The 26,388-nt window shown below is 66.8% G+C and carries 21 protein-coding genes; 12 read left to right on the top strand and 9 right to left on the bottom strand.

The features are described 5' to 3' along the window. Positions 1-25: 25 nt before the first annotated feature. Positions 26-1,420 (top strand): PilC/PilY family type IV pilus protein, encoded by a 1,395-nt coding sequence (locus KBC94_RS05485; RefSeq protein WP_294367230.1) that lies wholly within the window; start codon positions 26-28, stop codon positions 1,418-1,420. A 33-nt stretch (positions 1,421-1,453) separates the two neighbouring features. Here the strand turns inward: KBC94_RS05485 and KBC94_RS05490 are convergent, their stop codons facing one another. Then, on the bottom strand, positions 1,454-3,592 hold the full coding sequence (locus KBC94_RS05490; RefSeq protein WP_294367232.1) for an EAL domain-containing protein: 2,139 nt from the start codon (positions 3,590-3,592) through the stop codon (positions 1,454-1,456). A gap of 192 nt (positions 3,593-3,784) precedes the next feature. Between KBC94_RS05490 and KBC94_RS05495 the strand changes: the two genes are divergently transcribed. The 5 genes from KBC94_RS05495 to KBC94_RS05515 all read left to right on the top strand — a co-directional run bounded on the left by KBC94_RS05495 (position 3,785) and on the right by KBC94_RS05515 (position 10,275). Next, complete coding sequence (locus tag KBC94_RS05495) at positions 3,785-4,699, top strand: DUF4394 domain-containing protein (protein ID WP_294367234.1); 915 nt, start codon at positions 3,785-3,787, stop codon at positions 4,697-4,699. A 21-nt stretch (positions 4,700-4,720) separates the two neighbouring features. Beyond that, positions 4,721-5,344 carry a methylamine utilization protein gene (locus tag KBC94_RS05500; RefSeq protein ID WP_294367236.1) on the top strand — a complete coding sequence of 208 codons (624 nt, stop codon included), beginning with the start codon at positions 4,721-4,723 and terminating at the stop codon, positions 5,342-5,344. Further along, positions 5,341-7,758, top strand: a complete 2,418-nt coding sequence (locus KBC94_RS05505; RefSeq protein WP_294367238.1) for an EAL domain-containing protein — start codon at positions 5,341-5,343, stop codon at positions 7,756-7,758. Before KBC94_RS05500 ends, KBC94_RS05505 begins: the two co-directional genes overlap by 4 nt. Positions 7,759-7,913: 155 nt before the next feature. Beyond that, complete coding sequence (locus KBC94_RS05510) at positions 7,914-8,498, top strand: dual specificity protein phosphatase family protein (RefSeq protein WP_294367241.1); 585 nt, start codon at positions 7,914-7,916, stop codon at positions 8,496-8,498. A gap of 16 nt (positions 8,499-8,514) precedes the next feature. Further along, the gene (locus tag KBC94_RS05515; RefSeq protein ID WP_294367243.1) at positions 8,515-10,275 is read left to right on the top strand and encodes a hypothetical protein; all 1,761 of its coding nucleotides are present in this window, start codon (positions 8,515-8,517) and stop codon (positions 10,273-10,275) included. A 21-nt stretch (positions 10,276-10,296) separates the two neighbouring features. On the opposite strand, the gene ureG is transcribed toward KBC94_RS05515, so the two are convergent. The 3 genes from ureG to ureE all read right to left on the bottom strand — a co-directional run bounded on the left by ureG (position 10,297) and on the right by ureE (position 12,578). Beyond that, positions 10,297-10,944, bottom strand: coding sequence for an urease accessory protein UreG (ureG, locus tag KBC94_RS05520; protein ID WP_234196406.1), 648 nt, complete (start codon positions 10,942-10,944; stop codon positions 10,297-10,299). A gap of 38 nt (positions 10,945-10,982) precedes the next feature. Then, positions 10,983-11,654, bottom strand: coding sequence for an urease accessory UreF family protein (locus KBC94_RS05525; RefSeq protein ID WP_294367246.1), 672 nt, complete (start codon positions 11,652-11,654; stop codon positions 10,983-10,985). A gap of 225 nt (positions 11,655-11,879) precedes the next feature. Beyond that, positions 11,880-12,578, bottom strand: coding sequence for an urease accessory protein UreE (ureE, locus tag KBC94_RS05530; protein WP_294367248.1), 699 nt, complete (start codon positions 12,576-12,578; stop codon positions 11,880-11,882). Positions 12,579-12,642: 64 nt separating this feature from the next. Between ureE and KBC94_RS05535 the strand changes: the two genes are divergently transcribed. Together KBC94_RS05535 and KBC94_RS05540 are read left to right on the top strand one after the other, a co-directional pair. Further along, entirely contained in the window at positions 12,643-12,870 is a 228-nt protein-coding gene (locus KBC94_RS05535; protein ID WP_294367250.1) for an AbrB/MazE/SpoVT family DNA-binding domain-containing protein, read from the top strand. Beyond that, positions 12,867-13,268, top strand: coding sequence for a type II toxin-antitoxin system death-on-curing family toxin (locus tag KBC94_RS05540; RefSeq protein ID WP_294367252.1), 402 nt, complete (start codon positions 12,867-12,869; stop codon positions 13,266-13,268). The genes KBC94_RS05535 and KBC94_RS05540 overlap by 4 nt, the downstream gene beginning before the upstream one ends. Positions 13,269-13,284: 16 nt before the next feature. Here the strand turns inward: KBC94_RS05540 and KBC94_RS05545 are convergent, their stop codons facing one another. The 5 genes from KBC94_RS05545 to KBC94_RS05565 all read right to left on the bottom strand — a co-directional run bounded on the left by KBC94_RS05545 (position 13,285) and on the right by KBC94_RS05565 (position 16,858). Next, positions 13,285-13,797: a GNAT family N-acetyltransferase gene (locus KBC94_RS05545; RefSeq protein WP_294367254.1), complete on the bottom strand. Its 513-nt coding sequence runs from the start codon at positions 13,795-13,797 to the stop codon at positions 13,285-13,287. After that, a complete protein-coding gene (gene ureC / locus KBC94_RS05550; RefSeq protein ID WP_294367256.1) occupies positions 13,797-15,515 on the bottom strand; it encodes an urease subunit alpha in 1,719 nt (572 codons plus the stop codon). Before ureC ends, KBC94_RS05545 begins: the two co-directional genes overlap by 1 nt. Next, positions 15,515-15,820, bottom strand: coding sequence for an urease subunit beta (locus tag KBC94_RS05555; protein ID WP_017761531.1), 306 nt, complete (start codon positions 15,818-15,820; stop codon positions 15,515-15,517). Before KBC94_RS05555 ends, ureC begins: the two co-directional genes overlap by 1 nt. A 16-nt stretch (positions 15,821-15,836) precedes the next feature. After that, positions 15,837-16,442, bottom strand: a complete 606-nt coding sequence (locus KBC94_RS05560; protein WP_294367257.1) for a HupE/UreJ family protein — start codon at positions 16,440-16,442, stop codon at positions 15,837-15,839. A gap of 113 nt (positions 16,443-16,555) precedes the next feature. Further along, on the bottom strand, positions 16,556-16,858 hold the full coding sequence (locus KBC94_RS05565; RefSeq protein WP_017762114.1) for an urease subunit gamma: 303 nt from the start codon (positions 16,856-16,858) through the stop codon (positions 16,556-16,558). 69 nt (positions 16,859-16,927) lie between these two features. Here KBC94_RS05565 and KBC94_RS05570 point away from each other — a divergent pair, with 69 nt between their 5' ends. From KBC94_RS05570 to KBC94_RS05585, 4 genes are all read left to right on the top strand, one after another. Then, positions 16,928-20,764: an ATP-binding protein gene (locus tag KBC94_RS05570; RefSeq protein WP_294367261.1), complete on the top strand. Its 3,837-nt coding sequence runs from the start codon at positions 16,928-16,930 to the stop codon at positions 20,762-20,764. 2 nt (positions 20,765-20,766) lie between these two features. Beyond that, positions 20,767-21,846: a response regulator transcription factor gene (locus tag KBC94_RS05575; RefSeq protein ID WP_294367263.1), complete on the top strand. Its 1,080-nt coding sequence runs from the start codon at positions 20,767-20,769 to the stop codon at positions 21,844-21,846. 272 nt (positions 21,847-22,118) lie between these two features. After that, the gene (locus KBC94_RS05580; protein ID WP_294367265.1) at positions 22,119-23,636 is read left to right on the top strand and encodes an alpha/beta fold hydrolase; all 1,518 of its coding nucleotides are present in this window, start codon (positions 22,119-22,121) and stop codon (positions 23,634-23,636) included. Between the two features lies 1 nt (position 23,637). After that, entirely contained in the window at positions 23,638-26,247 is a 2,610-nt protein-coding gene (locus KBC94_RS05585; RefSeq protein ID WP_294367267.1) for an AAA-like domain-containing protein, read from the top strand. Positions 26,248-26,388 lie beyond the last annotated feature (141 nt).

The raw sequence follows: 26,388 nt of genomic DNA on the forward strand, positions 1-26,388 counted from the left end.
CTCAACGACAGCTCGGCCACCCGCGATGGCGGCGTTCGGCCGCGACCCGGGCGATGCAACCAATCCGGCCGACGGACTGCTGGCGCAGCTGGGCAAGCCCACCTATGCGCACCGCAACTATGTGGATGCGACGCCGCAGGTCATCGACATCGACTTCGCCCGCACCGGCCAGGCCTTCGCCGACACGGCCGCCGGCCAGAGCCCGACGCCGGCCTGGCGCAGCCTGCTGATCGGCGGACTAGGCAAGGGCGGGCGCAGCTACTACGCCATCGACGTCACCCGGCCCGACCTCATGACCACCGAGGCCACGGTGGCCAGCAAGGTGCTGTGGGAATTTCCGAGCGCGGCGCAGCTGCCCTCCGCGGCGGGCGGCACCTGCAACCTCAGCAGCGGCAACTGCGTCGACATCGGCTACAGCTTCGGCGACCCGGTGGTGGTCAAGACCGCCAAGTGGGGCTGGGTGGCGCTGTTCACCTCGGGCTACAACAACCAGGACGGCAAGGGCTGGCTGTTCGTCGTCGATCCGCGCAACGGCCAGTTGCTGGAGAAGGTGTCCACCGGCACCACTGCCGCCGACGGCATGGCCCGGGCGACGGCCTATGTGCGCGACTACAACGACTTCACCGCCGATGCCGTCTATGTGGGCGACCTCGGCGGCCAGCTCTGGCGCTTCGACCTGACGGCGCCCAAGGGCGGCGGCGCCTATCCCGCACCCACGCGCCTGGCGATCTTCAAGGACGGCAGTGGCGCCGTGCAGCCCATCACCACCGCGCCGCTGGTGGAGGTGCATCCCGTCACCCGTCAGCGCTTCGTGCTGGTGGGCACGGGCCGGCTGCTCGACCGCTCCGACATCCTCAGCAGCCAGAGCCAGAGCTTCTATGCGCTGATCGATGGCGGCATCGGCAGCTTCGCCACCGCGGCGGCCGACGCCAGCGGCACCAATGCCGGAAGCTATCCGGTGGACGGCCGCACCCGCCTGGCGGCGGTGACGCCCGCTGGCGCCACGGGCAACGCCAACGGCGGCACGCTGACTTCGGCCGTGAACCTGGCCGGCAAGGCCGGCTGGTACATCGACCTGGGCCAGAGCGGCTCGGTGGGCTGGCGTGCCATCTCGCCGGCCACGGCCTTCAGCGGCCTGATCGCCTTCAGCGCCACGCTGCCCACCGGCGACGCCTGCAGCCCGGGCGGCCAGAGCCGCATCTATGCGCTGAACTACGCCAGGGCCACCTCGGTGCTCGACAGCAGCGTGGCCTACGTGCCCCAGAGCTCGGTGCTCACCGACCTGAGCTTCTACAACGCCCGTGGCAAGCCGCGCCTGATTGCCGGCAACACCAAGGGCGAGGTGGCCGCGCCCACGGGCAGCTTCTGGGCCTTCGATCCACGCCAGCTGGGCTGGCGCGAGGTCGGCACGGTCAGGTAGGGGCGGCGGCGCCGGGCCGCCGCCGCGGGCGGCTCACAGCGGCGCGAGCACCGAAGGCGAGAAATCGCCGTGGGTGTCCGCCGGCCGCCGGCCCAGGCTCCATGCGAGCAGCTGGTCCGCCGGCATCGGCCGCGCGAAGAAGAAGCCCTGCAGCTCGTCGCAGCCCATGCCCAGCAGGATGTCGCGCTGGCCGGCCGTCTCCACGCCCTCGGCCACCACGCGCAGGCCCAGCGCGTGCGACAGGCGCACCACCGCGTCGACCACGGCCCGCGCGTCGGCGCTGGTCTCCAGGTCGCTCACGAAGCTGCGGTCGATCTTGAGCTGGCGCGCCGGCAGCTGGCGCAGGTAGCTCAGGCTGGAGTAGCCGGTGCCGAAGTCGTCGATGGCCAGGAAGACGCCGATGCGCGAGAGGCCGTCGAACACCCGCTGCGTGGCGGTCACGTCCTCCATGGCCACGCTCTCGGTGATCTCGCACAGCAGTCGTTCGGCCGAGATGCGGTGGCGGCCCAGGGCGTCGGCGATGCGCTCGACGAGGTCGGGCTCGCGCAACTGGTGCGCCGACAGATTGATGGCCACGCGCATGAGGAGGCCCTCGTCCTCCCACTGCGCGACCTGGCGGCAGGCTTCCTCGATCACCCAGTGGCCCAGCGCGTTGATCAGGCCGAAGCGCTCGGCCAGCGGAATGAACACCAGCGGGCTGATGGGCCCCAGCGTCGGATGCGTCCAGCGCAGCAGGGCCTCCACGCCGCGGATCTGGTTGCGGCGGCCGTCGATCTTGGGCTGGTAGTGCAGCGCCAGCTGGCCGCCCTGGATGGCCAGGCGCAGGTCGGACTGCAGGCTCAGCTGCTCCTCGGCGTTGGTGCCCATGCGCGACTCGAACATGGCGTAGTTGCCGCCGCCGGCGCGCTTGGCCGCGTACATGGCGGCGTCGGCGCAGGCCACCAGCTTGTGCTTCTCGCCATGGTCGGGGTAGACGACGATGCCGACCGAGGCCGAGATCTGCACCGGCCGCTGGCCCACGAGGAAGGGCGCGCGGATCGCCTCAACGATGCGGCGGGCCACCGCCGTGCAGTCGGCGGCATAGACCACGTTCTCCATCAGCACCACGAACCCGTCGCCGCCGATGCGGGCCACGGTGTCGGTGCCGCGGGCCACCGCGCGCAGGCGGTCGGCGGCGTCGCGCAGCACGGCGTCGCCCAGCGAATGGCCGAAGGAGTCGTTGACCGGCTTGAAGCCGTCCAGGTCCACGAACAGCACCGCCAGCTTCTCCTTGCCGCCATCGGTGCGGGCCAGGGCATGGCCCAGCCGGTCGTCGAAGAGCACGCGGTTGGGCAGGTCGGTGAGCGGGTCGAGGAAGGCGCGGCGGTGCAGCTCCTCGTTGGCCTCCTGCAACTGGTGGTTGGCCTCCTTGAGCGAGCGCGCCAGCTGCATGGTGCGCCCGCGCAGCCGGGCATCGAGCACCGAGGTGAAGAGGGTGAGCATCAGCATCAGCAGCGTCGCCGCCATGACCATCAGGCCCAGGCTTTTGCCGCCGAGCTCGCCGGCACTCAGGCAGACGCTGCCTTCCACGAAGCCGGCCGCGGCCATGCCGGCATAGTGCATGCCGCTGATCGCCAGCCCCATGACCACCGCGGCGCCCAGCTGCAGCAGCCGGGCCTGGCCGCCTTCGCTCTCGCGCAGCAGGAAGAACAGCAGCAGCGCCGCCGCCGAGGCGCCCCACGCGATCAGGGCCGAGGCCGCCACCATGGGCCAGTGCCACTGGATGCCCGGTGCCACGTCGATGGCCGCCATGCCCAGGTAGTGCATGGCGCAGATGCCCGCAGCCATCGCCGCCGAACCGTACAGCAGCGGCTTCGCGCCCAGCCGGTGTCGGGCGGCCAGCCGCAAGGCCAGCGCCGAGACCGCCACCGCCGCCAGCCACGACAGAGCCGTCAGAGCATAGGTGTAGCCCAGCTCGATGGGCAGCGAGTAGGCCAGCATGCCCACGAAGTGCATCGACCAGATGCCGGTGCCCAGCACGAGCGAGCCGGCGGCGGACCAGGTGCGCGAGACGATGCGGTCGCGGGTGTGGACACGCCGGGCCAGATCGAGCGCCACGTAGGAGGCGAAGGCCGCGATCAGGACGGAGGCGGCCACGACCCACGGGTCATAGCGGGGAATGAGGAAGTTCACGGCGGCAGGTGGCCCGCCGGATTGGAGGCCGAGCGCAGCCCAGGAGGAATGGGACGACCAAGACTTCGGCTATACGCAGCAAGACTTGAGTCGGATCAAGGCGCGCATTGGACGGCTTTCGCCCGACCCGGGTTTGTGTAGGGGGATTGGGCTCAAGTCCGCGCCGGAATTGCCGAAGATCAAAAGATGACCTTGTCCATTTCTTCTCGGCGTGGGTGCCTTGGCGGGCTGGGTCCCGCCGCCATCGCCGCCGGCCTGCTGGTGCAGGGGCTGGCGGATCCGGCACTCGCGCAGCCCGCGCCCGCGGCACGGCCCCACGCACTGTGGACGCTGACCGCCGACCGGGTGCTCCACCGCTACTCGGCGGACGAGCCCGCCGTCGAGCAGGCCAGCCGCCCGGTGGCCGGTCTGCCTGCCGGCGATCCGGTGGTGGGCATCGACTACCGCGTCGCCTACGGCCAGCTCTACGCCCTGACGCGCAGCGGCCGCCTCTATGTGCTCGACACCGACACCGGCGAGGCCAGGGCCGTGAGTGCCGCCGCCACCGCCGTGCCCATGGACCGGGGCGAGGTGTACGGGATGAACTTCAACCCCAGCGCCGACCGGCTGCGGGTGGTCGATTGCGCCGGCCAGAACTTCCGCCTCCACCCGCTGACCAACGAGGTGGTCGACGCCGATCCGGCGACGCCGGGCGTGCAGCTCGACGGCCGCCTGGCCTATGCGGCCACGGATTCGGGCGCCGGCAAGGGCGTGTGCATCAAGGCCGTGGCCTACACCTACAACAAGCGCGACCCGAAGATCACCACCAACTACGCCATCGAGGCCTCGCAGGGCTGGCTGCTCATGCAGGGCAGCCTGGAAGGCGCGACCCCGGTCGTGTCTCCCAACACCGGGCAGCTCACCACCGTGGGCGCGCTGGCCCTGGGCCGGATCGAATCGGTGCAGTTCGACATCGCCGACCGCGACAACGACGCGCTGGCCGCCATCCGGCTCACGCCGCAGTCGCCCACGCAGCTCTACCGCATCCGGCTCGCTTCGGGCGCCAGCACGCTGCTGGGCACGCTGGGCCAGGGCGCGCCGGTGCTGGGCTTCGCCATCGAGCCCTGATCCCCCGCGCGGCCAAGTCCCATGCCGGCCCTCGCAGGACTGCGGCGCGCCGCCCGCCTGTTGCCCGTCGCCCTGCTGCCGCTGGCGGGTGAGGCGGCCACGGTCGAGGTGGGCGTGGTCGACGCTGCCGGCCGGCCGCTGGCGCAGGCGGTGGTGTTCCTCGAATCGCCGGCTGCGGCCGCCCAGGTGCGCCCGCTCAAGGAAGTGGAGTTGGCGCAGGCGCAGCGCCGCTTCATGCCCGAGGTGCTGCTGGTCACGCGCGGCACCTCGGTGGACTTTCCCAACCGGGACGAGGTACGGCACCACGTCTATTCCTTCTCGCCGGCCAAGCGCTTCGAGCTCAAGCTCTACATCGGCCGCCCCGCCAACCCGGTGCTGTTCGACATGCCGGGCGTGGTGGTGCTGGGCTGCAACATCCACGACGACATGGTGGGCTGGGTGCTGGTGCTGGACACGCCCCACTACGGCCGCACCGATGCCGCCGGCCGGCTGGTGCTGAAGGATGTGCCCCCCGGCAGCTACCAGCTGCGCGCCTGGCATGCCACGCTGCCGGTGGGCGAGCCGCCGGCCGGTGCCGTCCTGAACGTGGGGCGCGAAGGGGTGCAGGCACGGACGCAGCTGCCGGTGCGCACGGCCCCGCCATGATCCGCGCCTTCCAACGGGCTTCGCTGGTCAACCGCATCGCGCTGGTGATGCTGGCGCTGCTCCTGTTCATCCAGGCCGGCACTTTCTGGGCCGCGCGGCAGTCGCTGTGGCGGCAGGCGCGCACCGACGTGCAGCAGCGGCTGGTGGTGGGCGAGGGCATCTGGCGCAACCTGCTGGGCCAGCGGCAGCAGCGCCTGCACGAGGCGGCCTCGGTGCTGGCCTCGGACTACGGCTTCCGCGCCGCGCTCGCGGCCGGCGACGATGTCACGCTGGCCTCGGCGCTGGGCAACGGGCTCGCGCGCATCGGTGCCAGCACGGCGGCCTCGCTCGATGCGCAGTTCCGCTGGCTCGCCGACAGCCCCGGCGACCTGCCCCTGAGGCTGAGCACGGCCCAGCTGCGCCACCTGGCCGGCCTGCAGGCCGGCAGCGGTGCGCAGCTCTATGCGGCGGGCGGCAAGGTCTACCAGCTCGTGCTGGTGCCCATCCGCGCGCCGCTGATCGTCGGCTGGGTGCTGATGAGCTTCGAGCTCACCGCCGAGATTGCGCGCGACTTCAGCGCGCTGGCGCAGATCCAGCTGGTGCTGATGGCCAGCGACGACGGGCCGGGCCCGCTGGTGCCCGTGCTCGACACCCTGCCGGTGGGCGGCCAGCCGCCCACGCAGCGGCTGCAGGACGACGCCGCCCTCGAGTGGACGCATGGCGGTCAGGCCTGGCTGCTGCGCCGCGCCCCGCAGCCCATGCTCGACGGCCGCATGGAGGCGGTGCTGATGGCCTCGCTCGCGCCGGCCACCGGGGCCACGCGCGACATGACGCTGCAGCTGGGCCTCATCACGCTGCTGGGCCTGGTGCTCTTCGCCATCAGCGGCCGCATGGCCGTGCGCCAGGCGGTGCAGCCGCTGGCCGAGCTGTCGGCCAGTACCCGGGCCATCGGTGCCGGCAATTTCGACGTGGCCATCCACCAGCGCAACCGCGCCGACGAGGTCGGCATGCTGGCGCGCGACTTCGACGACATGCGGCTGAACCTGCGCGACCACCGGGGCGAGATCACCCGGCTGGCCTTCCGCGACACCCTGACCGGCCTGCCCAACCGCGAGGCCTTCCAGCGCATGCTGGCCAAGGAACTCGCGAAGGCGGGCGTGGCCGCCGAAAAGGCGCCCGCGCCGGACAGCCCGTGCGCCCAGGGCGTGGTGCTGCTGCTGGACATCCACCGCTTCAAGCTGGTGAACGACGTGCTCGGCTTTCCCTTCGGCGACGGCGTGCTGCGGGCCGTGGCCGCCCGGCTGCAGGCGCGCATGCCGCTGCCGGGCGATGGCGTGGCCCGCATCGGCGGCGACACCTTCGCCGCGGTGCGCAGCGGCCTCGACCAGGCCGAGGCGGAGGACTGGGCGCAGTCGCTGGTGCGACTGTTCGACGATCCGCTGCTGGTCGCCGGCCAGCGCATCGATGTGCAGATGAGCGCGGGCTATGCACGCTGGCCGGGCGATGCCGCCACCGGCGACGAGCTGGTGGGCCGGGCCGAGCTGGCGCTGCAGGCGGCCAAGCGGCAGGGCCGCGAATGGCTGGCCTACGAGCCGGTGCAGTCGGTGAGCACGGCGGTGGCCGTGTCGCTGCTGTCCGAGCTGCGCAGCGCCGTCACGCGCAGCGAGTTGCGGCTCTTCCTGCAGCCCAAGCTGAGCCTGGACAGCGGCCAGGTGTGCACCGCCGAGGCGCTGCTGCGCTGGCAGCATCCCGAACGGGGCTTGCTGCCGCCAGCGCACTTCATCCCCTTCGCCGAGCAGACCGGCTTCGTGCGGCGGCTCACGCAATGGGTGTTCGACGAGGCCTGCCGCTGCTGGCTCACGCTGTCGGCGCAGGGCCTGCGCATGGTGTCGGTCAACCTTTCCACGCGCGACCTGGTCGATGTGCACCTCATCGGCCGGCTGCAGGCCAGCCTGGACCGCCATCGCGTGCCGGCCGGGGCCTTCTGCCTGGAGATCACCGAGAGCGCGATCATGGACGACCCCCAGCGCGCCCGGGCCACGCTGGTGCGCCTGGGCGAGATGGGCTTCCGGCTGTCCATCGACGACTTCGGCACCGGCTATTCGTCGCTGGCCTACCTCAAGCACCTGCCGGTGCACCAGCTCAAGGTCGACAAGTCCTTCGTGCTGAAGATGGCCGACGACGAAAGCGACGCGAAGATCGTGCGGGCCATCGTCGACCTGGCGCACAACCTGGGGCTGGAGGTGGTGGCCGAAGGCGTGGAGGGGCCCGAGGCCCTCGCGCAGCTCGCGCGCATGGGCTGCGAGAAGGCGCAGGGCTTCCACATCGCGCGGCCCATGGCCTGGGAGGCCTTCGGCGGCTGGATCGCGGCGTGGACCGCGGAGCAGGCCGTGGCGCGCGCGAGCGCGCTGGACAGGGCCGCGGCCGCGGGCTGAGCGCACGCACCGCCTGCCGCGCATCGCCGTCGAAACGCAGCAACCGGGGGCCGGTCTCGGCCGGGCTGTGGCAGTGCCCCTGTGGGACAAAGCTGACTGCGTTGCGGGTGCCAGGTGCTTGCGCGCGCCATGGCCTGCCCGCCAAGATCAGGCGGATGAATACGTTGCGCGCATCCCCGCATTTCGACTGGATCACGCCGCAGCTGGCGGTGGGCGGACATGTTCCCGTGGGCTTCTATCCCGAACTGGCCGGCATGCATGGCGTGCGTGCCGTGATCGACCTGCGCGAGGAAGACCGCGATGACGAGGAGGCCCTCACGCGCCACGGCGTGCGGCTGCTGCACCTGCCCACGCCCGACATGTGCAGCGTGGGCGATACGCACCTGGACCACGGCATCCGCTTCGCGCAGGCCAGCCTCGACGCGGGCGAGCGCCTGCTGATCCACTGCCAGTGGGGCATCGGCCGCTCGGCCACGCTGGCGCTGTGCGTGCTGGTAGCGCGCGGCATGCCGCCGCTGCAGGCGCTGGCGGACATGAAGTCGCGGCGCGCGGTGGTCTCGCCATCGCCCGCGCAACTGGGCTGCTGGATCGCGTGGATGGAACGCCATCGCGATATCGCGCCCGAGCCCTTCGCGGTGCCTACCATGGCGCAGTGCCAACGCATCGCCTATGCGCACCTGATGGGCGGCACGGGCAGCGGCACGGCCGACGTCGCCACGCGCGGCGCCCCCGACCGGTGAGGCGTCCGGCCCGGCCATGATCGTCTACGGCGACGGGCAGCGGAAGGAGCGTTCCCGGGCCAAGCTGGCGCGCGTGTGCATCGGCCTGCGCCGTGCACGTGCACTGCCGCCCGGCATCGTGCGGCATGCGCGGCTGGTGGAGGCGCTGATCGAGGCCGGCGAACTGCTGCAGGGCGTGGCCGATGCGGTGGGCGACGAGGCGCTGTCCCAGGGCGTGCCTCCGGGCGTTGCCAGCGCCACCCAGCTCACGCTGGCCCTGGCGCGCTGCTGCCTGCACAGCTGGTGCTACGGCTTTGCGCTGGCCCATGAGGACGCGGTGGAGGACGCCGTGCGCGACTGCGCCTGCCAGCCGCTGCCGGCCTGGATCACCGTGCACCGCTGCGAGGGCTATGCCTTCTATGGGCTCTACCCCGAGGGCCACGGCATGGCGGCGCTGCAGGTGCGCGAATCCGGCGCGCTGTCGGGCGAGCGCACGCGCGTGGTGGGGCTGCGCAGCATCGGCACCAGCCTTGCGGCCATGGTGGCCGCGGGCCTGCGTGCGCCGGGCTTCGAGACGCTGCGGCCGCAGGGCCATCCGTTCGACCGCCAGGCCGGTGCCTTGCCGTCGGCCGGCTGGGCGCCCGATGCCGCCCTGGTCGACGAGGGGCCGGGCCTGTCGGGCAGCAGTTTCCTGGCCGGTGTGGAGGCGCTGCGGCGCGCGGGCGTGCCGCCGCGACGGGTGCATCTCTTTCCTTCGCACGGCCATGGCCCGGGCCCGGCGGCAAGCCCGCCGGCACGCCAGCTCTGGCGCGAGCAGCCCGTCCACTACCTGGGCTTCGACGACGTGGCCGGCGCCGCCGCCTTGCCACCGCACCGCGTGATGGACTGGGTGCGCGACCGGCTGCCGGGCGTGGCGGGCGACATGATCGACCTGTCGGGCGGCGCCTGGCGGGCCCGGCACGGCGAGGGGACCGAGGCGCTGCCCGCGCAGGTGCACATGGAGCGCCTCAAGTTCCTGCTGCCGGCCGACGGTGGCGACTGGCTGCTGCGCTTTGCGGGCCTGGGCCGTGGCAGCCGCCTGGCCTGCGCGCGGCGGCACCTGTTGGCCCGGCATGGCTTCTGCCCGCCGGTGCAGGGCCTGTGGCATGGCTTCACGGCCGAGCGCTGGCTGGCCCATGCACGGCCGCTGCCGCTGTGGCCGGCGGCGCAGCAGCCCACCCGTGGCCTGCTGCTGGAGCGGCTGGCCGAGTACCTGGCCTTCCGCGGCACGCGGCTGCCGGCACCTGCCACAGCCGGCGCCACGCGCGAGGTGCTGCTCGACATGGCGGGCCACAACATTGCCAAGGGCCTGGGCGACGAAGGCGCGCGCGCCTGGCAGGCCTGGCGCGGCGCACTGCCGGCCGCCGGCCTGACGATGCCGCTGCGCCGCGTGCTGACCGACAACCGGCTGCATGCCTGGGAATGGCTGTGGGACGGCCGCACGCTGCGCAAGACCGATGCGGTGGACCATGCCGTGGCCCATGACCTGGTGGGCAGCCAGCCGCTGGAGTGGGACGTGGCCGGCGCCACGGTGGAGTTCGGGCTGGATGCCGGCGAGCGGCACTGGCTGATGGGGCGACTGCGGGCGGCTGGGGTGGCCGTGCAGTCGTCGCTGCTGGCGCTGTACCTGCCGCTGTACGCGGCCTTCCAGCTGGGTGCGTTCACCATGGCCCTGCAGGCGGCGCCCGACGCGGAGAAGGCCACGCTCGCGCGCGAGGTGCGCCGCTATGGGCAGTGGGTGCGGCGCGTGCTGGGCTGATGCGGGTTCGTCCGCGCCCGCTCAGCCCGCAGCGAGCATCCCGCGTTCCTCGATGAAGCGCACCACCTGCGCCAGGCCGTCCTGCGTCTTGAGGTTGGTCATGACGAAGGGCTTGCCCTTGCGCATGCGCACCGTGTCGGCTTCCATCACGCCCAGGTCGGCGCCCACGTGCGGCGCCAGGTCGGTCTTGTTGATGACGAACAGGTCGCTCTTGGTGATGCCGGGGCCGCCCTTGCGCGGGATCTTCTCGCCAGCGGCCACGTCGATCACGTAGATGGTCAGGTCCGACAGTTCGGGGCTGAAGGTGGCGGCCAGGTTGTCGCCGCCACTTTCCACGAACACCACGTCGGCATCGGGAAAGTCGCCCAGCATGCGGTCGATGGCCTCGAGGTTGATGGAGGCGTCCTCGCGGATGGCGGTGTGCGGGCAGCCGCCCGTCTCCACGCCCAGGATGCGCTCGGCCGGCAGCGCGCCGGCCACGGTGAGCAGGCGCTGGTCTTCCTTGGTGTAGATGTCGTTGGTGATCGCGATCAGGTCGTACTGCGCGCGCATCGCCTTGCAGAGCATCTCCAGCAGGGTGGTCTTGCCCGAGCCCACCGGGCCGCCGATGCCCACGCGCAGGGGCGGCAGTTTCTTGGTGCGGTTCGGAACGTGGTGGAGTGCGGTCATGGTCTTGTTGCGTGAAGGTGGGGAAGGGCCTGTCGGGCCTAGCTGCGGAACAGCCGCGAATACTGCGTCTCGTGCCGCGCCGACAGGATGGCCAGCATGGGCGAGAAGGACTGGCGCCGCTCGTCGGGCAGGGCCAGGGCGGCCTCGACCGCGGCGGGGATCTCCTTTGCCAGCCGCGCCAGGATGCGCTGGCCGGCACTCTGGCCCAGCGGCACGGCCTTGATGGCGGCCGCGCTCATGTTCTCGGCCCAGCCGAAGGCGAAGGCCAGGCAGCCGTCCTGGGCGCTGGCACCCGCGCGCGCGGCGGCGAAGGCGAAGGCCACGGGATAGGTGGGCGGCAGCTCGGCGAAGCAGGCGGCGGCATCGGTGTGGTGCAGCTTGAGCCATTCGACGAAGGAGCGGCCCATCTGCTCGGTCTGCAGCAGGAACTCGGCGGACTCGCGCGTCTGGCGCACCCAGTCGTTGAGCGCCTGCACGCGGGCCAGGTCGCCAGCCGACCAGGCCGAGATGGCCTGGGCCACCACCGACAGGTCGCCGCGCGCGAGGCTCAGGTGGAGTTGCCCGGCCAGCCACTCGGCGGCCGAGACTTCGTCCTTGACGCCAGCCCATTCGATGGCGGCCTCCAGCCCTTCGGAATACGAGAAGCCGCCCACGGGCAGCGCGGGCGAGGCGAGCCAGATGAGCTGCAGAAGGCTGTGGGGGGCGAGCATGGTCAGAACCCTCGCGCCGGCTGGCCGCTTCGTCGCCATGCATGAGGCGCAGGGATTGGCTCCCTCTCCCTCTGGGGGAGGGCAGAGACGGACTCCCTCCCCCTCTGGGGGAGGGCGGGGGTGGGGGCCTGCCCACTCGCGATGCGTCGCGGCGCACAAGCCCCCATCCCTGCCTTCCCCCAGAGGGGGAAGGAGCCTTCGCGCCTCCCCATCTGCAGCGTCATGTCAGTGCGAATGGTCATGGCCGCAGCCCGGCCCATGCACATGGCCGCCCTGTGCCTTGCCGTGCTCATGGTCATGGTCATGGTCATGGTCATGGTCATGGTCATGGTCATGGTCATGGTCATGGTCATGGTCATGGTCATGGTCATGGTCATGGTCATGGTCATGGTCATGCGCGTGTTCGTGGTCATGCCCGCCCCCATGCGCATGCCCGTGGTGATGGTGCGAATGCCCATCGTTGGTCACATGCCCGCCATAGGCACCGCCTTCCGGCTCGAAGCTTTCCTGCACCTCGTTCACGATCAGGTGCATGGCGCGCAGCATGTCGGCCAGCACATGGTCGGGTTCGATCTTGAGGTGGTCGGGTTGCAGCTCGATGGGCACATGGCGGTTGCCCAGGTGGTAGGCGGCGCGCACCAGGTCGAAGGGCGTACCGTGGGCCGTGCAATGGGTGATGCGCAGCACCGTCTGCGGCGCGGCGATCACCCGCACCAGCGAGCCGTCTTCCACCACCAGGATGTCGCCGCCGCGCACGGCCGTGCCGCGCGGCAGGAAGACGCCGATGCGCCGCCCCTGCGAGTCGGTGGTGTCGAAGCGGCTCTTCTGGCGCACGTCCCAGTCGAGTTCGATGGTGGCGGCGCGCTTGACGAGCACGGGCGCGAGGCCGCGGCCCTGGGGCATGAGTTTGTTGGCGGTGAGCATGGTGGATTGCCTCTGCGACGAGCGGTCGATAATATAACGGTTGTTATAACTTTTCGGGACGGCCATGGCCATCGTCAAGCTTACGCAGATCGGCAATTCGGTGGGGGTCATCTTTCCCAAGGAGATGCTCGCCAAGATGAATGTCGAGAAGGGCGACAACCTCTTCCTGTCCGAATCCGCCATCGGCGGGTATCACATCTCTCCCTATGACGAAGAGTTCGCGCGTCAGATGGATGCCGCGCGCAAGGTCATGAAGAAGCGCCGCAACGTACTGCGCGAACTGGCCAAATGAGTGCCGCGAATGCGGCTTGGGTCTGGCTCGGTGCCGGGCTCCTGCGGGCAGTGCACGAGGAGCAATTGGCGGAGCACGGTGGGCCTGCCGGTCTGCGCGACGAGGGAGGGCTGGAATCCGCGCTGGCGCGGCCTCGGCATCGCGCGCTCTACGAATCTCCCGACGTGGCCGATCTTGCTGCCAGCTATGCCTTCGGTCTGGCACGCAATCATCCCTTCGTGGACGGCAACAAGCGGGTGGCATTCGTGGCGCTTGAAGTGTTCCTTGAACTGAACGGCTGGTCGCTGACGGCGACCGATGAAGAGTGTGTGTCTGCCATCGTCCGTCTGGCTGCGGGCGAGCTGGGCGAGGACGAACTGGGTGCCTGGGTCCGCGATCGCATGGAGCGGCACAGCTGACTGTCCGACACCACCCTCACAGTCCGCGCGTCATGAAGCAGCTGGCCGGATCGGGCCCATAGTCGCCAAAAGGCGGGCAGGGCGCGAAGCCGTGGCGTGCGTAGAGCGCGCGCGCCGGGGCGAAGAAGGGCTGGCTGCCGGTTTCCAGGCTCATGCGCATGTGGCCGGCGGCGCGGGCCTCGGCCAGGGCGTGGGCCAGCAGTTGTGCGGCGATGCCGCGGCCGCGCAGGTGGGCGGCGGTGCGCATGGACTTCAACTCGGCATGGCCCTCGTCCAGCCGCTTCAGCGCCACCGTGCCGGCCAGCGCCTCGTCGGCGCCATCCTGCGTCCAGGCACTCCAGAAGCGGATCTCCGGGCGACGCAGACCTTCCAGGTCCAGCGCATGCACGCTCTCCGGCGGCGAGACGCGCCGCATGTCGGCCAGGTGCTCTTCGAGGAAGCGCGCGATGCGCGCATCGCGCAGATCGTCCAGCCGGATGACCAGGGCCGGCGCGCCGCTGGGTTTCGAGGCCTCGGGCGGCATCCCCATCAGAACAGGAAGTAGCGCTGCGCCATCGGCAGCACCTTGGCCGGCTCGCAGGTCAGCAGCACGCCGTCGGCACGCACGGCATAGGTCTGGTGGTCGATCTCCATCACCGGGGTCAGGCCGTTGTGGATCAGGTCCTTCTTGCGCACGTTGCGGATGTTCCTGACCACGCCCAGCGTCTTGGCCAGGCCGTAGCGGCGGCCCACGTCGGCAGCATGCGCGGCCTGGGAGACGAAGGTCAGGCTGCTCTTGGCGATGTTGCCGCCGAAGGCGCCAAACATGGGCCGGTAGTGCACCGGCTGCGGCGTCGGGATGCTGGCATTGGGGTCGCCCATCGCCGCCATGGCAATGCTGCCGCCCTTGATGATGCAGAAGGGCTTGACGCCGAAGAAGGCCGGCTTCCAGATCACGATGTCGGCCCACTTGCCCACCTCGAGGCTGCCCACCTCGTGGCTGATGCCGTGCGAGATGGCGGGGTTGATCGTGTACTTGGCCACGTAGCGCTTGGCGCGGAAGTTGTCGTTGCGGGCGCTGTCCTCGGGCAGGCTGCCGCGCTGGGCCTTCATCTTGTGCGCCGTCTGCCAGGTGCGGATGATGACCTCGCCCACGCGGCCCATGGCCTGCGAGTCGCTGCTCATCATGCTGATGGCGCCCATGTCGTGCAGGATGTCCTCGGCCGCGATGGTCTCCTTGCGGATGCGCGATTCGGCAAAGGCCAGGTCCTCGGCGATGGCGGCGTCCAGGTGGTGGCACACCATCAGCATGTCGACGTGCTCGTCCAGCGTGTTCTGCGTGTACGGCATCGTGGGGTTGGTGGACGAGGGCAGGAAGTTGGCCTCGCCCACCACGCGCAGGATGTCCGGCGCATGGCCGCCGCCCGCACCTTCGGTGTGGAAGGCGCACAGCGCGCGGCCCTTGGTCGCCGCGATGGTGTCCTCGACAAAGCCCGACTCGTTCAGCGTGTCCGAGTGGATGGCCACCTGCGTGTCGGTGGCTTCGGCCACCTCCAGGCAATGGTCGATGGCCGAGGGCGTGGTGCCCCAGTCCTCGTGCAGCTTCAGGCCGATGACGCCGGCCTCGATCTGCTCGTGCAGCGGGCCGGTGCGGCTGGCGTTGCCCTTGCCCAGGAAGCCCAGGTTCATCGGAAAGGCATCGGCCGACTGCAGCATGCGCTCGATGTGCCAGGGGCCGGGCGTGCAGGTGGTGGCGAAGGTGCCGGTGGCCGGGCCGGTGCCGCCGCCGAGCATGGTGGTCACGCCGCTGGCCAGGGCCTCCTCGATCTGCTGCGGACAGATGAAGTGGATGTGGCTGTCGATGCCGCCGGCGGTGACGATGTTGCCCTCGCAGCTGATGACTTCGGTGCCCGGGCCGATCACGATGTCCACGCCCGGCTGGGTGTCGGGGTTGCCGGCCTTGCCGATGGCGGCGATGCGCCCGTCCTTGAGGCCGATGTCGGCCTTGACGATGCCCCAGTGGTCGAGGATGAGCGCGTTGGTCAGCACCGTGTCGACGGCGCCTTCGGCGCGCGTGCGCTGGCTCTGGGCCATGCCGTCGCGGATGGTCTTGCCGCCGCCGAACTTGACCTCCTCGCCGTAGCCGCCGGCGCGCAGGGTGTAGTCCTGCTCGACCTCGATGACGAGACCGGTGTCGGCCAGGCGCACGCGGTCGCCGACGGTGGGGCCGAAGATTTCCGCGTAGGCGCGGCGCGAAATGGAGGCCATCAGAGTTTTCCTTGCACCAGGCCGCGGAAGCCGTAGACGATGCGGTCGCCCGCGAAGTCGACCAGCTCGACGGTGCGCTGCTGGCCGGGCTCGAAGCGCACGGCGGTGCCCGAGGCGATGTTCAGCCGCATGCCGCGCGCGGCCTCGCGGTCGAAGTCGAGGGCGCCGTTGGTTTCGGCGAAGTGGTAGTGGGAGCCGACCTGGATCGGCCGGTCCGAGCCGTTCTTGACCACCACGGTGAGTGTGCGGCGGCCGGGGTTGAGGTCGTGGTCGCCCGCATCGATGAGCAGTTCGCCCGGGATCATGTTCGTGGCCTTTCGATCAGGCGATGCCGCCCAGCAGGGCCAGGCCGAACAGGCCGACGGCGGCACCGGCAATGCGGGGCAGCCAGCGGTTGGCATGGCGCAGCGCCAGGCCCAGGCCGATGCCCGCGGCATGCAGGCCGACGGTGGCCAGCAGCATGCCGGCCAGGGTGGCGATGGCGCCGCCGTGCTCGGCCAATTCGCGGCCGTGGGCGATGCCGTGGAAGACGGCGAACACGCCCACCAGCGCGGCAGCGGCGGGGGCGGGCAGGCGGCGCTGCGTGGCCACCAGCAGGCCCAGCACCAGCAGCGAGGCGGCGATCATGGGCTCCACCGCCGGCAGCGACAGGCCGGCCAGGCCCGCCAGCGCGCCGGCGAGCAGCATGCCGGCGAAGCCGAGCGGCGCGGCCAGCAGCTCGCGGCGGCTGGTCGCGGCCAGGGCGCTCCACAGGCCCACGGCCACCATCGCGGCCAGGTGGTCCAGGCCGGTCAGCGGGTGGACGAAGCCGGCGACGAAGCCATGGTGCGCGCCGGCATCGGCGCCGGTGTGGGCCAGGGCGGGCAGGGCGGCCGTGGCGGCCAGGGCGGTGGCGATGCGAAGAAGCAGGGGGCGGGAAGTGCGCATGGGCGTCTTTCTGAGAAATGGGGTGGATGGCGATGCGGGCCGGGCGGCGGAGTGCGTGCGGGTGGCGCAGAGGGCCGCAACCGGACGCGGTGCTCGGGCGCCCGCGCGGCGCCTCATTCGATGGGCTGGTGCACCGTCACGAGCTTGGTGCCGTCGGGGAAGGTGGCCTCGACCTGGATGTCCGGGATCATCTCGGGCACGCCTTCCATCACGTCGGCGCGCGTGAGCACCTCGCGGCCTTCGCTCATCAGCTGGGCCACCGTCTTGCCGTCGCGGGCGCCTTCCATCACGGCCGCCGAGATCAGCGCGACGGCTTCGGGGTAGTTGAGCTTCAAGCCGCGGCCCTTGCGCCGCTCCGCCAGCAGGGCGGCGGTGAAGATCAGCAGCTTGTCTTTTTCTCTGGGCGTGAGTTCCATGGTTCGCTTTGCTCTGGTGTCCGTGCGGCGACGGGCGGCCGCATGCCGGCAGGAAGGGCCGGGCGCCGCATGATAGGCAGCGTCAACGCGTTGCAACAGTCGTGCCTTGCTCGGCATGAAAGCTGCACTCTGCCGCCTGTGAACGCCGACGCCCCGCCCCTGCCCGCCGCGCCCGACGCCGACGACGCGCCCCAGCGCATCGTCAAGGTCCGCCGCGACTACAACAGCTGGGTCGGCAGCGAGACGCTGGAGGACTACGCCCTGCGCTTCACGCCGCAGCGCTTTCGCAAGTGGTCCGAATGGCGGGTGGCCAACACGGCCTTCGGCGCCGCCTCCTTCCTGATCCTGGAGGCCGTGGGCGCGACGCTGCTGGTTCAGTTCGGCTTTGCCAATGCCTTCTGGGCCATCGTGGCGACGGGGCTCATCATCTTCCTGGCCGGCCTGCCGATCAGCGCCTATGCGGCCCGCTACGGCGTGGACATGGACCTGCTGACGCGCGGCGCCGGCTTCGGCTACATCGGCTCGACCATCACCTCGCTGATCTACGCGAGCTTCACCTTCATCTTCTTCGCGCTCGAAGCCGCCGTGATGGCCTATGCGCTGGAGCTGGCGCTGGGCATTCCGCCGGCCTGGGGCTACCTGGTGTGCGCGCTGGTCGTGATTCCGCTGGTGACGCACGGCGTCTCGGCCATCAGCCGGCTGCAGGTCTGGACGCAGGCCATCTGGCTGCTGATGCTCGTGGTGCCTTTCGCCTTCGTGCTGGCGCGCGATCCTGGTGCATTTGCGGGCATCACGCACTACGGTGGTGATCGCGGGGGTGCCTCCAGCTTTGGATTGCACGGATTTGGTGCCGCGCTGACGGTCGGCATCGCCCTCATCACCCAGATGGGGGAGCAGGCCGACTACCTGCGCTTCATGCCGGCGCGCACCGCCGCCAACCGCGGGCGGTGGTGGGCGGCGGTGGTGGCGGGCGGCCCGGGCTGGGTGGTGCTGGGCGTGGCCAAGATGCTGGGCGGCGCCCTGCTGGCCTACCTGGCCATCACCCACATGGTGCCCACCGAGCGGGCGGTCGATCCCAACCAGATGTACCTGGCGGCCTACGAGTACGTCTTTCCGCAGTACGGCTGGGCGGTGGCGGCCACGGCACTGTTCGTGGTCATCTCGCAGCTCAAGATCAACGTCACCAACGCCTATGCCGGCTCGCTGGCCTGGAGCAATTTCTTCTCGCGCGTGACGCACAGCCACCCGGGCCGGGTGGTGTGGGTGGTGTTCAACGCCTTGATCGCCTTCATGCTGATGGAGATGAACGTCTTCGAGGCGCTGGGCGACGTGCTGGGCCTGTACGCCAACATCGCCATCGCCTGGATGATGGCCGTGGTGGCCGACCTGGTCATCAACAAGCCGCTGGGCCTGTCGCCGCCGGGCATCGAGTTCAAGCGGGCCTACCTGTGGGACATCAACCCGGTGGGCGTGGGCGCCATGGTGCTGGCCTCGGGCGTGTCGATCACTGCGTACCTGGGCGTGTTCGGGCCGATGGCGCAGGCCTTCTCGGCCGTGATCGCGCTGGGCACGGCGCTGGTCGCCTCGCCGCTGATCGCCTGGGCCACGGGCGGGCGCTTCTACCTGGCGCGGCAGCCGGGAGCGGTGCCTGCTGCTGCTGTTGCTGGTTCCGACGCCCCGCGTGTTGCTCCCTCCCCCCCTGGGGGAGGGCAGGGGTGGGGGCCAGTTCAGGCGCAGCGCTCATCGGCAAGCGCCCAGGCCCCCATCCCCACCTTCCCCCAGAGGGGGAAGGAGCAACAGCCATCGGCATCGCGGCAGCGGGCCCATCGCATCCACTGGGTCGCCCCCGAAGCCTCCTACCAGCGCCTCGCCCCCCGCCGCTGCGTCATCTGCGAGCGCGAGTACGAGGGCCCCGACATGGCCCACTGCCCGGCCTACCAGGGCGACATCTGCTCGCTGTGCTGCACCCTCGACGCCCGCTGCGGCGACCTGTGCAAGCCGCATGCGGGCCTGTCGGCGCAGTGGTCGGCGGTGCTGCGCTGGCTGCTGCCGCGGCGCGTGTGGCCCTACCTGGACACCGGCCTCGGTCACTTCCTGATGCTGATGCTGATCGTGGTGCCGCTGCTGGCCGCCGTCTTCGGCGTGCTCTACCAGCAGGAGCTGCGCGGCATCGGCGACTGGATCGACAGTGGCGGTGCGCCCTCGGTGGCCGCCGGCCGGGCCGCCGGCAGCGAGGCCGCGCAGGCCTTGGGCTCCGGCTTCCTCAAGGCCTACATGGCGCTGCTGCTCATCGCCGGCATCGTGGCCTGGTGGCTGGTGCTGGCGCACCAGAGCCGCAAGGTGGCGCAGGAGGAATCGAACCGCCAGACCCGCCTGCTGATGCGCGAGATCGAGCTGCACCGCCAGACCGACCGCGCCCTGCAGGCCTCGCGCCAGGCCGCCGACGAGGCCCGCCAGACCGCCGAGGCCGCCAACCAGGCCAAGAGCCGCTACATCAGCGCCATCAGCCACGAGCTGCGCACGCCGCTCAACAGCATCTTGGGCTATGCGCAGCTGATGGGCCAGGACCCGTCGGTGCCGCCGCACCGCCAGCAGGCCGTGGCCGTCATCAAGCGCGGGGGCGAGCACCTGCTCTCGCTCATCGAAGGCACGCTCGACCTGGCCCACATCGAGGCCGGCAAGCTCACGCTGCAGGCCCGGCCCATGGCCTTCGGCGACATGCTGCAGTCGCTGGCCGACATGTTCGAGCTGCAGGCCGCGGACAAGGGCTTGCGCTTCGTCTTCGAGCCCGCGCTGCAGCTGCCGGCCGTGGTGCGCGCGGACGAGCGCCGCGTGCGGCAGATCCTCATCAACCTGCTGGGCAATGCCATCAAGTTCACGGCCCGGGGCCAGGTCACGTTTCGCGCCGCCTATGCCCGCGAGTTCGCCACGCTGGAGGTGGAGGACACCGGCCCCGGCCTGCACGAGGACGAGCTGGCCCGCATCTTCGAGCCCTTCGCCCGCGGCGATTCGCGCGGCAGCGCACCGGGCGCCGGCCTGGGCCTGACCATGGCCAAGATGCTCACCGACCTGATGGGTGGCGAGATGAAGGTCAGCAGTACGCCGGGGCAGGGCGCGCTGTTTCGCGTGCGGCTCTTCCTGCCGCGGATGCACGAGGCCATGGCCGGCACGCTGGGCCACGGCGCCTCCATCGGCAGCACCAGCCTGGCGGCGGGGCCGGCGGCCGAATCGCCGGTGCAGCGGCGCGGCTACGAAGGCCCACGCCGCCAGCTGCTGGTGATCGACAACGAGGAAGCCGACCGCGACCTGCTGGTGCACCTGCTGCAGCCCCTGGGCTTCGAGCTGCGCACCGCCGCCAGCGGCCATGACGGGCTGGATCTGCTGGCCGCCGGCTATCGCCCGCATGCCGTCTTCGTGGACCTGGCCATGCCCGGCATCGACGGCTGGGAGACCATCCGCCGCGCGCGTGCCCTGCTGGGCGCGAGCCGGGGCGGCGCTCACGAGACCGTGTTCGCCGTCGTCTCCGCCAACGCCTTCGACAAGCGGCTGGAGAACGACGTCGGCATCACGCCCGAGGACTTCTTCGTCAAGCCCGTGCGCCACAGCGAGCTGCTCGACTGGATCGGCCGCCGCCTCGACCTGCGCTGGACGGCCGACCCCGCCGCCGCCGCGTCCAAAGAGCCGTCCGAGCCCGCCGCCATCGTCGCCCCCGGCGCCGAACGGCTGCGGGCGCTGGAAGAGGCCGTCCAGCTCGGCTACCTTCGCGGGATCATGACCAAGCTCGACGACATCGACGCCGCCCAGCCCGAATGCGCCGCCTGGACGGCGCAGCAGCGCGCGCTGGCGCGGCAGTTCCGCTTCGAGGACATGGGCCGCGCCCTGGCCGAAGCACTGGAAGCCTCCTGACCATGAGCGGCATCCGCACCACCGATCCTGCCGACGGCCACGCGCCGGTCCCCGCCATCTCGCCCCTGGCCGCCAGCCTGCGCGAGAACACCGCCCGCGGCGACCTCGTGCTGGTGGTCGACGACGTGCCCGACAACCTGGCCGTGCTGCACGACGCGCTGGACGAATCGGGCTACACCGTGCTCGTGGCCACCGACGGCCCCACCGCGCTGGCCCGCGCCGCGCAGGCCCATCCGGACATCGTGCTGCTCGACGCCATGATGCCGGGCATGGACGGCTTCGAGGTGGCGCGCCGCCTCAAGGCCGACGCCGCCACGGCCGAGATTCCCATCGTCTTCATGACCGGCCTGACCGAGACCGAGCACCTGGTCGCGGCGCTGGAATCGGGCGGCGTGGACTACGTCACCAAGCCCATCAAGCCCAAGGAAGTGCTGGCCCGCATGAACGTGCACCTGCAGGGCGCCCGCCGTGCGCGCCAGCAGGCCCAGCAGGCGGGCCAGGCCCGCAACGCCCTGGACGCCTTCGGCTACGCCAGCATCACCGTGCGCATGCCCGAGGGGCGGCTGATCTGGCAGACCTCCCTGGCGCGCGAGCTGCTGATGCGCTACTGCGGCACCGAGGCGCCCGCCACGCCTGCCGCCATCGTGGTCTGGCTGGAGCGCCACCTGCCCCAGGCCCAGCAGGCCGGTGCCGAGCCCCCGCCGCTGGAGATCGGCCAGCAGGCCGCCAGCCGCCTGCAACTGCGCGTGCACCGCCAGACCGGCGACGCCGACGGCACCCCCAGCGCGACGGTGCCCGGCGCGGGCGACTGGCTCATCATCATCCGGGAGCTGTCGGACACGGCGGTGATCGAGGCCATGAGCCTGGCCCTGAAGCTCACCGCCCGCGAGGCCGAGGTGCTGTACTGGGTGGTCAAGGGCAAGACCAACAAGGACATCGGCGAAATCCTGGGTGCCAGCCCGGCCACCGCCAAGAAGCACCTGGAGCGGGTGTATGTGAAGCTAGGGGTGGAGACGCGCACCGCGGCGGCGGGGGTGGCGATCAAGCGGATTCGGGAGATTCAGCCGCATTTTGAGGTGTGAGATTGCCAAACGTAATGAAAATGTTATAAATCACGGTGAATTAAGGAAACGATCTATTGAATCTCCAACATGCACAAAGAAAAAATAAATTAGATTTTCTACCTCTGCGTGGAATTTCGTTTAAATATGATTTCAACGTTTTCGCGCAAGCCTCACCGGCAAAAGTTCTGATGTAGAAAAACTGGGTCAGGCCGATAGCCAAGTAGTTGATGGAGAGGGATGCTTTCGGCTGCTAATATTCTTCATCGAAACGCAGTTTTAAGAGACATAAAATGCAAGGTCATTGGGTAAGCAGACCCGAAAAAACAGTGTGCCTGGTATTTATTCATGGGATTCTGTCCGACGCAATAAAATGCTGGACCCACAAAAGTGGTACTCACTGGCCTACTTTGGCTGCTACAGATCCAAGTTTGGCAGATGTGTCTGTCTACAACTTCAGCTTTGAAACAGGTATCGCGACTGGGGACTATGGGATCGGGGACGCAGCTGACGCCTTGAAAGAACTGGCTGGACTTGATGGAATAATAGAGTTTCCAACCATTATTTTTGTGTGCCATAGTTTGGGCGGAATCGTCGCACGTAGGTTTGTTGTCGACAATGCAATAGCGTTATCGGGCAAAAAGATTGGACTTTTTCTTCTTGGTTCGCCATCTCGCGGCTCGCGATGGGCGAATCTTATTGCTCCCGCTGCCCGGATCTTTAGACACGAACAGGCGCGAATCCTGCAGCTTACAGCGACAAATACCAGGCTGGCTGATTTAGATAAAAGTTTTAGAAATCTTATTCATACAAGTGCATTAGCAATAGTAGGTAAAGAACTACTCGAAGATAGAGGACTCAATTGGCTAATGGGCCGCATTGTTGAACCAGATTCGGCCGCTTTGTATTTTCCAGACTCGTTTAAGGTTCCTGGCTCTGATCATTCCAGCATCTCAAAACCAGATAACGTATCCGCAATACAGCATCGCCTTTTGAGCAAGTTCGTCAGGCTTCATGCGGGACCGCCGCGTGTAATCACCAGAGAGGCGCCTGATTTAGTTAAAAAGAAGGCAGACCCACTATTCGAGATTTACACTGCAATAAATGCAAGATACTATATCGAAAGAGGGGTCGAGACAGAAATATTCCAGTTTTTTGATGGCGGAAGTACTTGGATTTCAGGACGATCTGGAACTGGAAAAACATCATTAGTACGACGCTGGCTCGACGTTCGGCAGATAATGCATCTGGAGTTGGCGTTGACCTCAACCTCGGGCGGAGGAGGAAACGCAATAAAAGAAATAGCGGATACGTTGGCCATCAATTCGAATAGTCCTGCCGACGCCGATCCAACTACGTCGAAGGTTGTGGATCTCTTGATTAAATATGCGGCCAATAATCCGTTTGTTTTGTTCGTCGATGAGGTGGGGATTGAGTCAAACTCACAAGATGCGCTAAGGCAGATAATTGGACTTTTAGATGGGCTAAAGCGAAAAACGGCAAATATCAGGGTCATCGTTTGCTCTATAAATCAGCCCGTAGCGACCGCGGGCAATCATAAATTCTATGATTTCTTTTCGAATTATTCGGTGAACCGCTGGGATGATGAAGAAATTAGTATTCTCGTTCATAAAATTTTTGCCGCGTTGCCAGAGATAAAGATTTCAAATGAGGGACGAGAACATATCGTACGCGAGTCTAAAGGAAATCCACGGTTCGCAAAAGCCGTTTTAAGAGATTTGAAAATTTATGGCTCGTCGCGTAGTTTGGATAAATTAATTGACGCCGCCAAGCAGCAGTTAGGTGAGTAATATGCAAAAGCAACTTAGATCATTTACAATTATTCCTCCTTCCCTATATGTTGAACGTCAAGCGGATCGGCAAGTTGCGGCGATTCTGAATGACATGGGACGTCCCGGGTATGTTTTAGTTGCAAGACAGATGGGGAAGACGAATCTTATATTGAATTCCCGTCGTTCACTTTCTCGCCCAGAAGATCTCTTCGCTTATCTCGATGTATCGAACTTAATACCGGATCTTCGATCATTTTTTCGTAATATTGTGGATGTATGTTTGGAGCATCCAATATTTGAAAATCAGGCCTTAGCGGCCCAAATCTCCAGCCTGCGGTTAAACAACCGACTTCTTGCCCATAAAGAGCACGAGCTGGAGCTTTCTCTTTTGGTAAAGCACATACCCGGAAAGTTGGTGATTTGTCTTGACGAGATCGATGCATTGATTGGCTCAAATTACTCTGATCAAGTTTTCTCCTTTATACGAAGCGTTTATTTCTCGGGTAGAGCCAATTTTGAAGAGTTTGGGCGTATAACCTATTTGCTGTCTGGTGTCGCGGAGCCCAGCGACATTATTAAGAACAAGGACGTCTCTCCTTTCAATATTGGCGCAAAAATTTTTTTGGAAGATTTCGAGCGGGACGAGGTTGAAACCTTCTTAAGGCGCGCCGGGTTGCAGTTCTCAACAGAAGTCGTCGATCGACTCTTTTTTTGGACGAGCGGTCACCCGCGAATGACTTGGGATATCTGTTCCGCTCTGGAAGATGTCCAGCTCGCGAATTCTACGCCTAAGCCTGCAACCGTAGATGAAATTGTAGGCCGCCTTTATTTCGGAGATATCGAGCTACCGCCAGTGGATCAGATCAAACGGGCAGCAATCGAGAGTCGAGAGGTGAGGGATGCTCTCATCTCCATGCATTACAACCGTGGATCAACAGTCGCAGACAGCATCAAGACAAAGCTTTACCTTGCGGGCATAAGCCTTTCTGGGGCGAACGGAAGGGCTCCCAATTTCAAAAACAAGATCTTCGAGGAAGCGCTCTCCGAAGAGTTTTTGCAAAATGCCCTACCGGACAGTTTTGACTCAAAAGTTGAGCTTATTGCTAAGCTGTATATGACAGGAGAGCATCAACGTTCGTTGTTCGAATTAGAGGCGCTTCGCGAATCATCTCCCGATTCGGAAAAATTATGGTTCATTCATCTGTGGACGGCACGATCGCTTATTTCATTAGGCAGATATGAGGAGGCGGCAGAAGCCCTAGAAGCTTCCCGCGCGCTTGACGACTCCGGTGAAATACAAAAGCAATTTTTCTTAGGGACAGCACTGTTCAGGGCAGGCTTGTTTCGCAAAGCAGAAACGTCTCTTGAACGGGCAGCAGAGCTGATTTCTGTAGATAAACCGGGTGGTTATGAAGTTCGGGTGGATCTTGCTCGTTGTATTTTGAAAACGGGTAGCAAGCCGAAATCGGTTATCGAGGGTATTTGCAAAAGCGTCGTGGCGGCCCAAGACAGAGTTTTGAACTCGAGTACCTTATTCAAGAGCGCGGCGTCGACGCTCGTTGAAGCGCATATCGTCTTGGCGGAGTTGGCAAAAGCGCGAGAACAAAATGATGCCGCCAGAGCTGAACTTGAATACGCTGAACGTTTATCGAGCGGCGCGGTTAAACTCAAGGTATTCGCTGCTCAATTAGAATCCACCAAGAACATAATTCAGCGCAAGTTTATTTTAAATAAGGCAGTTGCGGTGCTTGCGGAGGTTAAGAAGTTTTCGCTTGCTGATATGGAGTCTTCGGTCGTCTGTAGCGCGGAGATTGTCTATAAGATGCTATTTGAGCTTGAAAAAGCTCAAATGATGGACCTATTCACGAAAGTGATTGCTCATCTTGTAGCGCATGTCGAAGAGGGCGAGTTCATGGACGTGTTCTCGCATCTATCCGGTTTGGCGAATACTTCAGGAAATTTAAGGCTTGCAAGTGGAATTTTAGAGGGGATGGTGTCTGCGTCTCCAGAAGACGCACCATCTGCTCAACGGCGAGACTTGCTTGGCTTACTGCTAAGCCTTGATCCGTCGATGATCGCCAAATATGGTGATGAGCTTGTAGAACTGTTTGATGGCAGCGAAATAGGTGTGCCAAGCTCACATAACCTTTTCGCATTGCTCTCGGTTTTCTTGGGAGGGCCGAATCGCCAGGTGGTGAAATCTAGTGCAGTCGCGGGAGATTTGATTTTTACGCAGCTTGCTGACGAGGCCGATTTGTCAAACACGATGCGAGCTTCGTTGACCCTTTTAAGGGAGTTTGTTAGTTCTAAGCGTGAATTGAGACGCGGGAAAGATTCCGCCTTCTTGTCTCGGGCAAGGGCCGTAATCGCAAACCTTCAGAATTTCAGGAATTTCGATCTTCCTTTTTTCTCTAGCAATATTCACAAATCATTTGCTTCAGAGCTTTTGGCCGATCTTGCGAGTATGAGCGAGGGATTGGGTCGAAGGGAGGCGCGAAAGATAGGCCGCAATATGATCGTCGTTGTGCGCTACGGAGAGCGGCTCGTTCGAGGAAAATACAAATTTCTCATGGCAGATCTCGATATGGGGCTTTGCGAACTGGTATCCGTTGAGGGGAAGAAAACCTAAGGCTTTGTTTCGCGAGTTCGGACTCAGTTTGTCAGACTTGGCTGGCAGCATATCTGTTTGTTGGCGGAGCACTACGGAGCACTATGTTGTTGCTTCATTGACTGCGCTTAAGATAATGCGGTGTCGTAAATGTAGACGAAT

The organism is Pseudacidovorax sp. (assembly GCF_017991995.1).
In the GTDB taxonomy this organism is placed as follows: Bacteria; Pseudomonadota; Gammaproteobacteria; order Burkholderiales; family Burkholderiaceae_C; genus Xenophilus.

Excerpts from the sequence above, each read along its gene's own strand:
- KBC94_RS05485 (WP_294367230.1), top strand. The coding sequence starts at position 26 with ATGGCGGCGTTCGGCCGCGACCCGGGCGATGCAACCAATCCGGCCGAC.
- KBC94_RS05500 (WP_294367236.1), top strand. The coding sequence starts at position 4,721 with ATGCCGGCCCTCGCAGGACTGCGGCGCGCCGCCCGCCTGTTGCCCGTC.
- KBC94_RS05505 (WP_294367238.1), top strand. The coding sequence starts at position 5,341 with ATGATCCGCGCCTTCCAACGGGCTTCGCTGGTCAACCGCATCGCGCTG.
- KBC94_RS05510 (WP_294367241.1), top strand. The coding sequence starts at position 7,914 with ATGAATACGTTGCGCGCATCCCCGCATTTCGACTGGATCACGCCGCAG.
- KBC94_RS05515 (WP_294367243.1), top strand. The coding sequence starts at position 8,515 with ATGATCGTCTACGGCGACGGGCAGCGGAAGGAGCGTTCCCGGGCCAAG.
- ureG (WP_234196406.1), bottom strand. The coding sequence starts at position 10,944 with ATGACCGCACTCCACCACGTTCCGAACCGCACCAAGAAACTGCCGCCC.
- KBC94_RS05525 (WP_294367246.1), bottom strand. The coding sequence starts at position 11,654 with ATGCTCGCCCCCCACAGCCTTCTGCAGCTCATCTGGCTCGCCTCGCCC.
- ureE (WP_294367248.1), bottom strand. The coding sequence starts at position 12,578 with ATGCTCACCGCCAACAAACTCATGCCCCAGGGCCGCGGCCTCGCGCCC.
- KBC94_RS05535 (WP_294367250.1), top strand. The coding sequence starts at position 12,643 with ATGGCCATCGTCAAGCTTACGCAGATCGGCAATTCGGTGGGGGTCATC.
- KBC94_RS05540 (WP_294367252.1), top strand. The coding sequence starts at position 12,867 with ATGAGTGCCGCGAATGCGGCTTGGGTCTGGCTCGGTGCCGGGCTCCTG.
- KBC94_RS05545 (WP_294367254.1), bottom strand. The coding sequence starts at position 13,797 with ATGGGGATGCCGCCCGAGGCCTCGAAACCCAGCGGCGCGCCGGCCCTG.
- ureC (WP_294367256.1), bottom strand. The coding sequence starts at position 15,515 with ATGGCCTCCATTTCGCGCCGCGCCTACGCGGAAATCTTCGGCCCCACC.
- KBC94_RS05555 (WP_017761531.1), bottom strand. The coding sequence starts at position 15,820 with ATGATCCCGGGCGAACTGCTCATCGATGCGGGCGACCACGACCTCAAC.
- KBC94_RS05560 (WP_294367257.1), bottom strand. The coding sequence starts at position 16,442 with ATGCGCACTTCCCGCCCCCTGCTTCTTCGCATCGCCACCGCCCTGGCC.
- KBC94_RS05565 (WP_017762114.1), bottom strand. The coding sequence starts at position 16,858 with ATGGAACTCACGCCCAGAGAAAAAGACAAGCTGCTGATCTTCACCGCC.
- KBC94_RS05570 (WP_294367261.1), top strand. The coding sequence starts at position 16,928 with ATGATAGGCAGCGTCAACGCGTTGCAACAGTCGTGCCTTGCTCGGCAT.
- KBC94_RS05575 (WP_294367263.1), top strand. The coding sequence starts at position 20,767 with ATGAGCGGCATCCGCACCACCGATCCTGCCGACGGCCACGCGCCGGTC.
- KBC94_RS05580 (WP_294367265.1), top strand. The coding sequence starts at position 22,119 with ATGCAAGGTCATTGGGTAAGCAGACCCGAAAAAACAGTGTGCCTGGTA.
- KBC94_RS05585 (WP_294367267.1), top strand. The coding sequence starts at position 23,638 with ATGCAAAAGCAACTTAGATCATTTACAATTATTCCTCCTTCCCTATAT.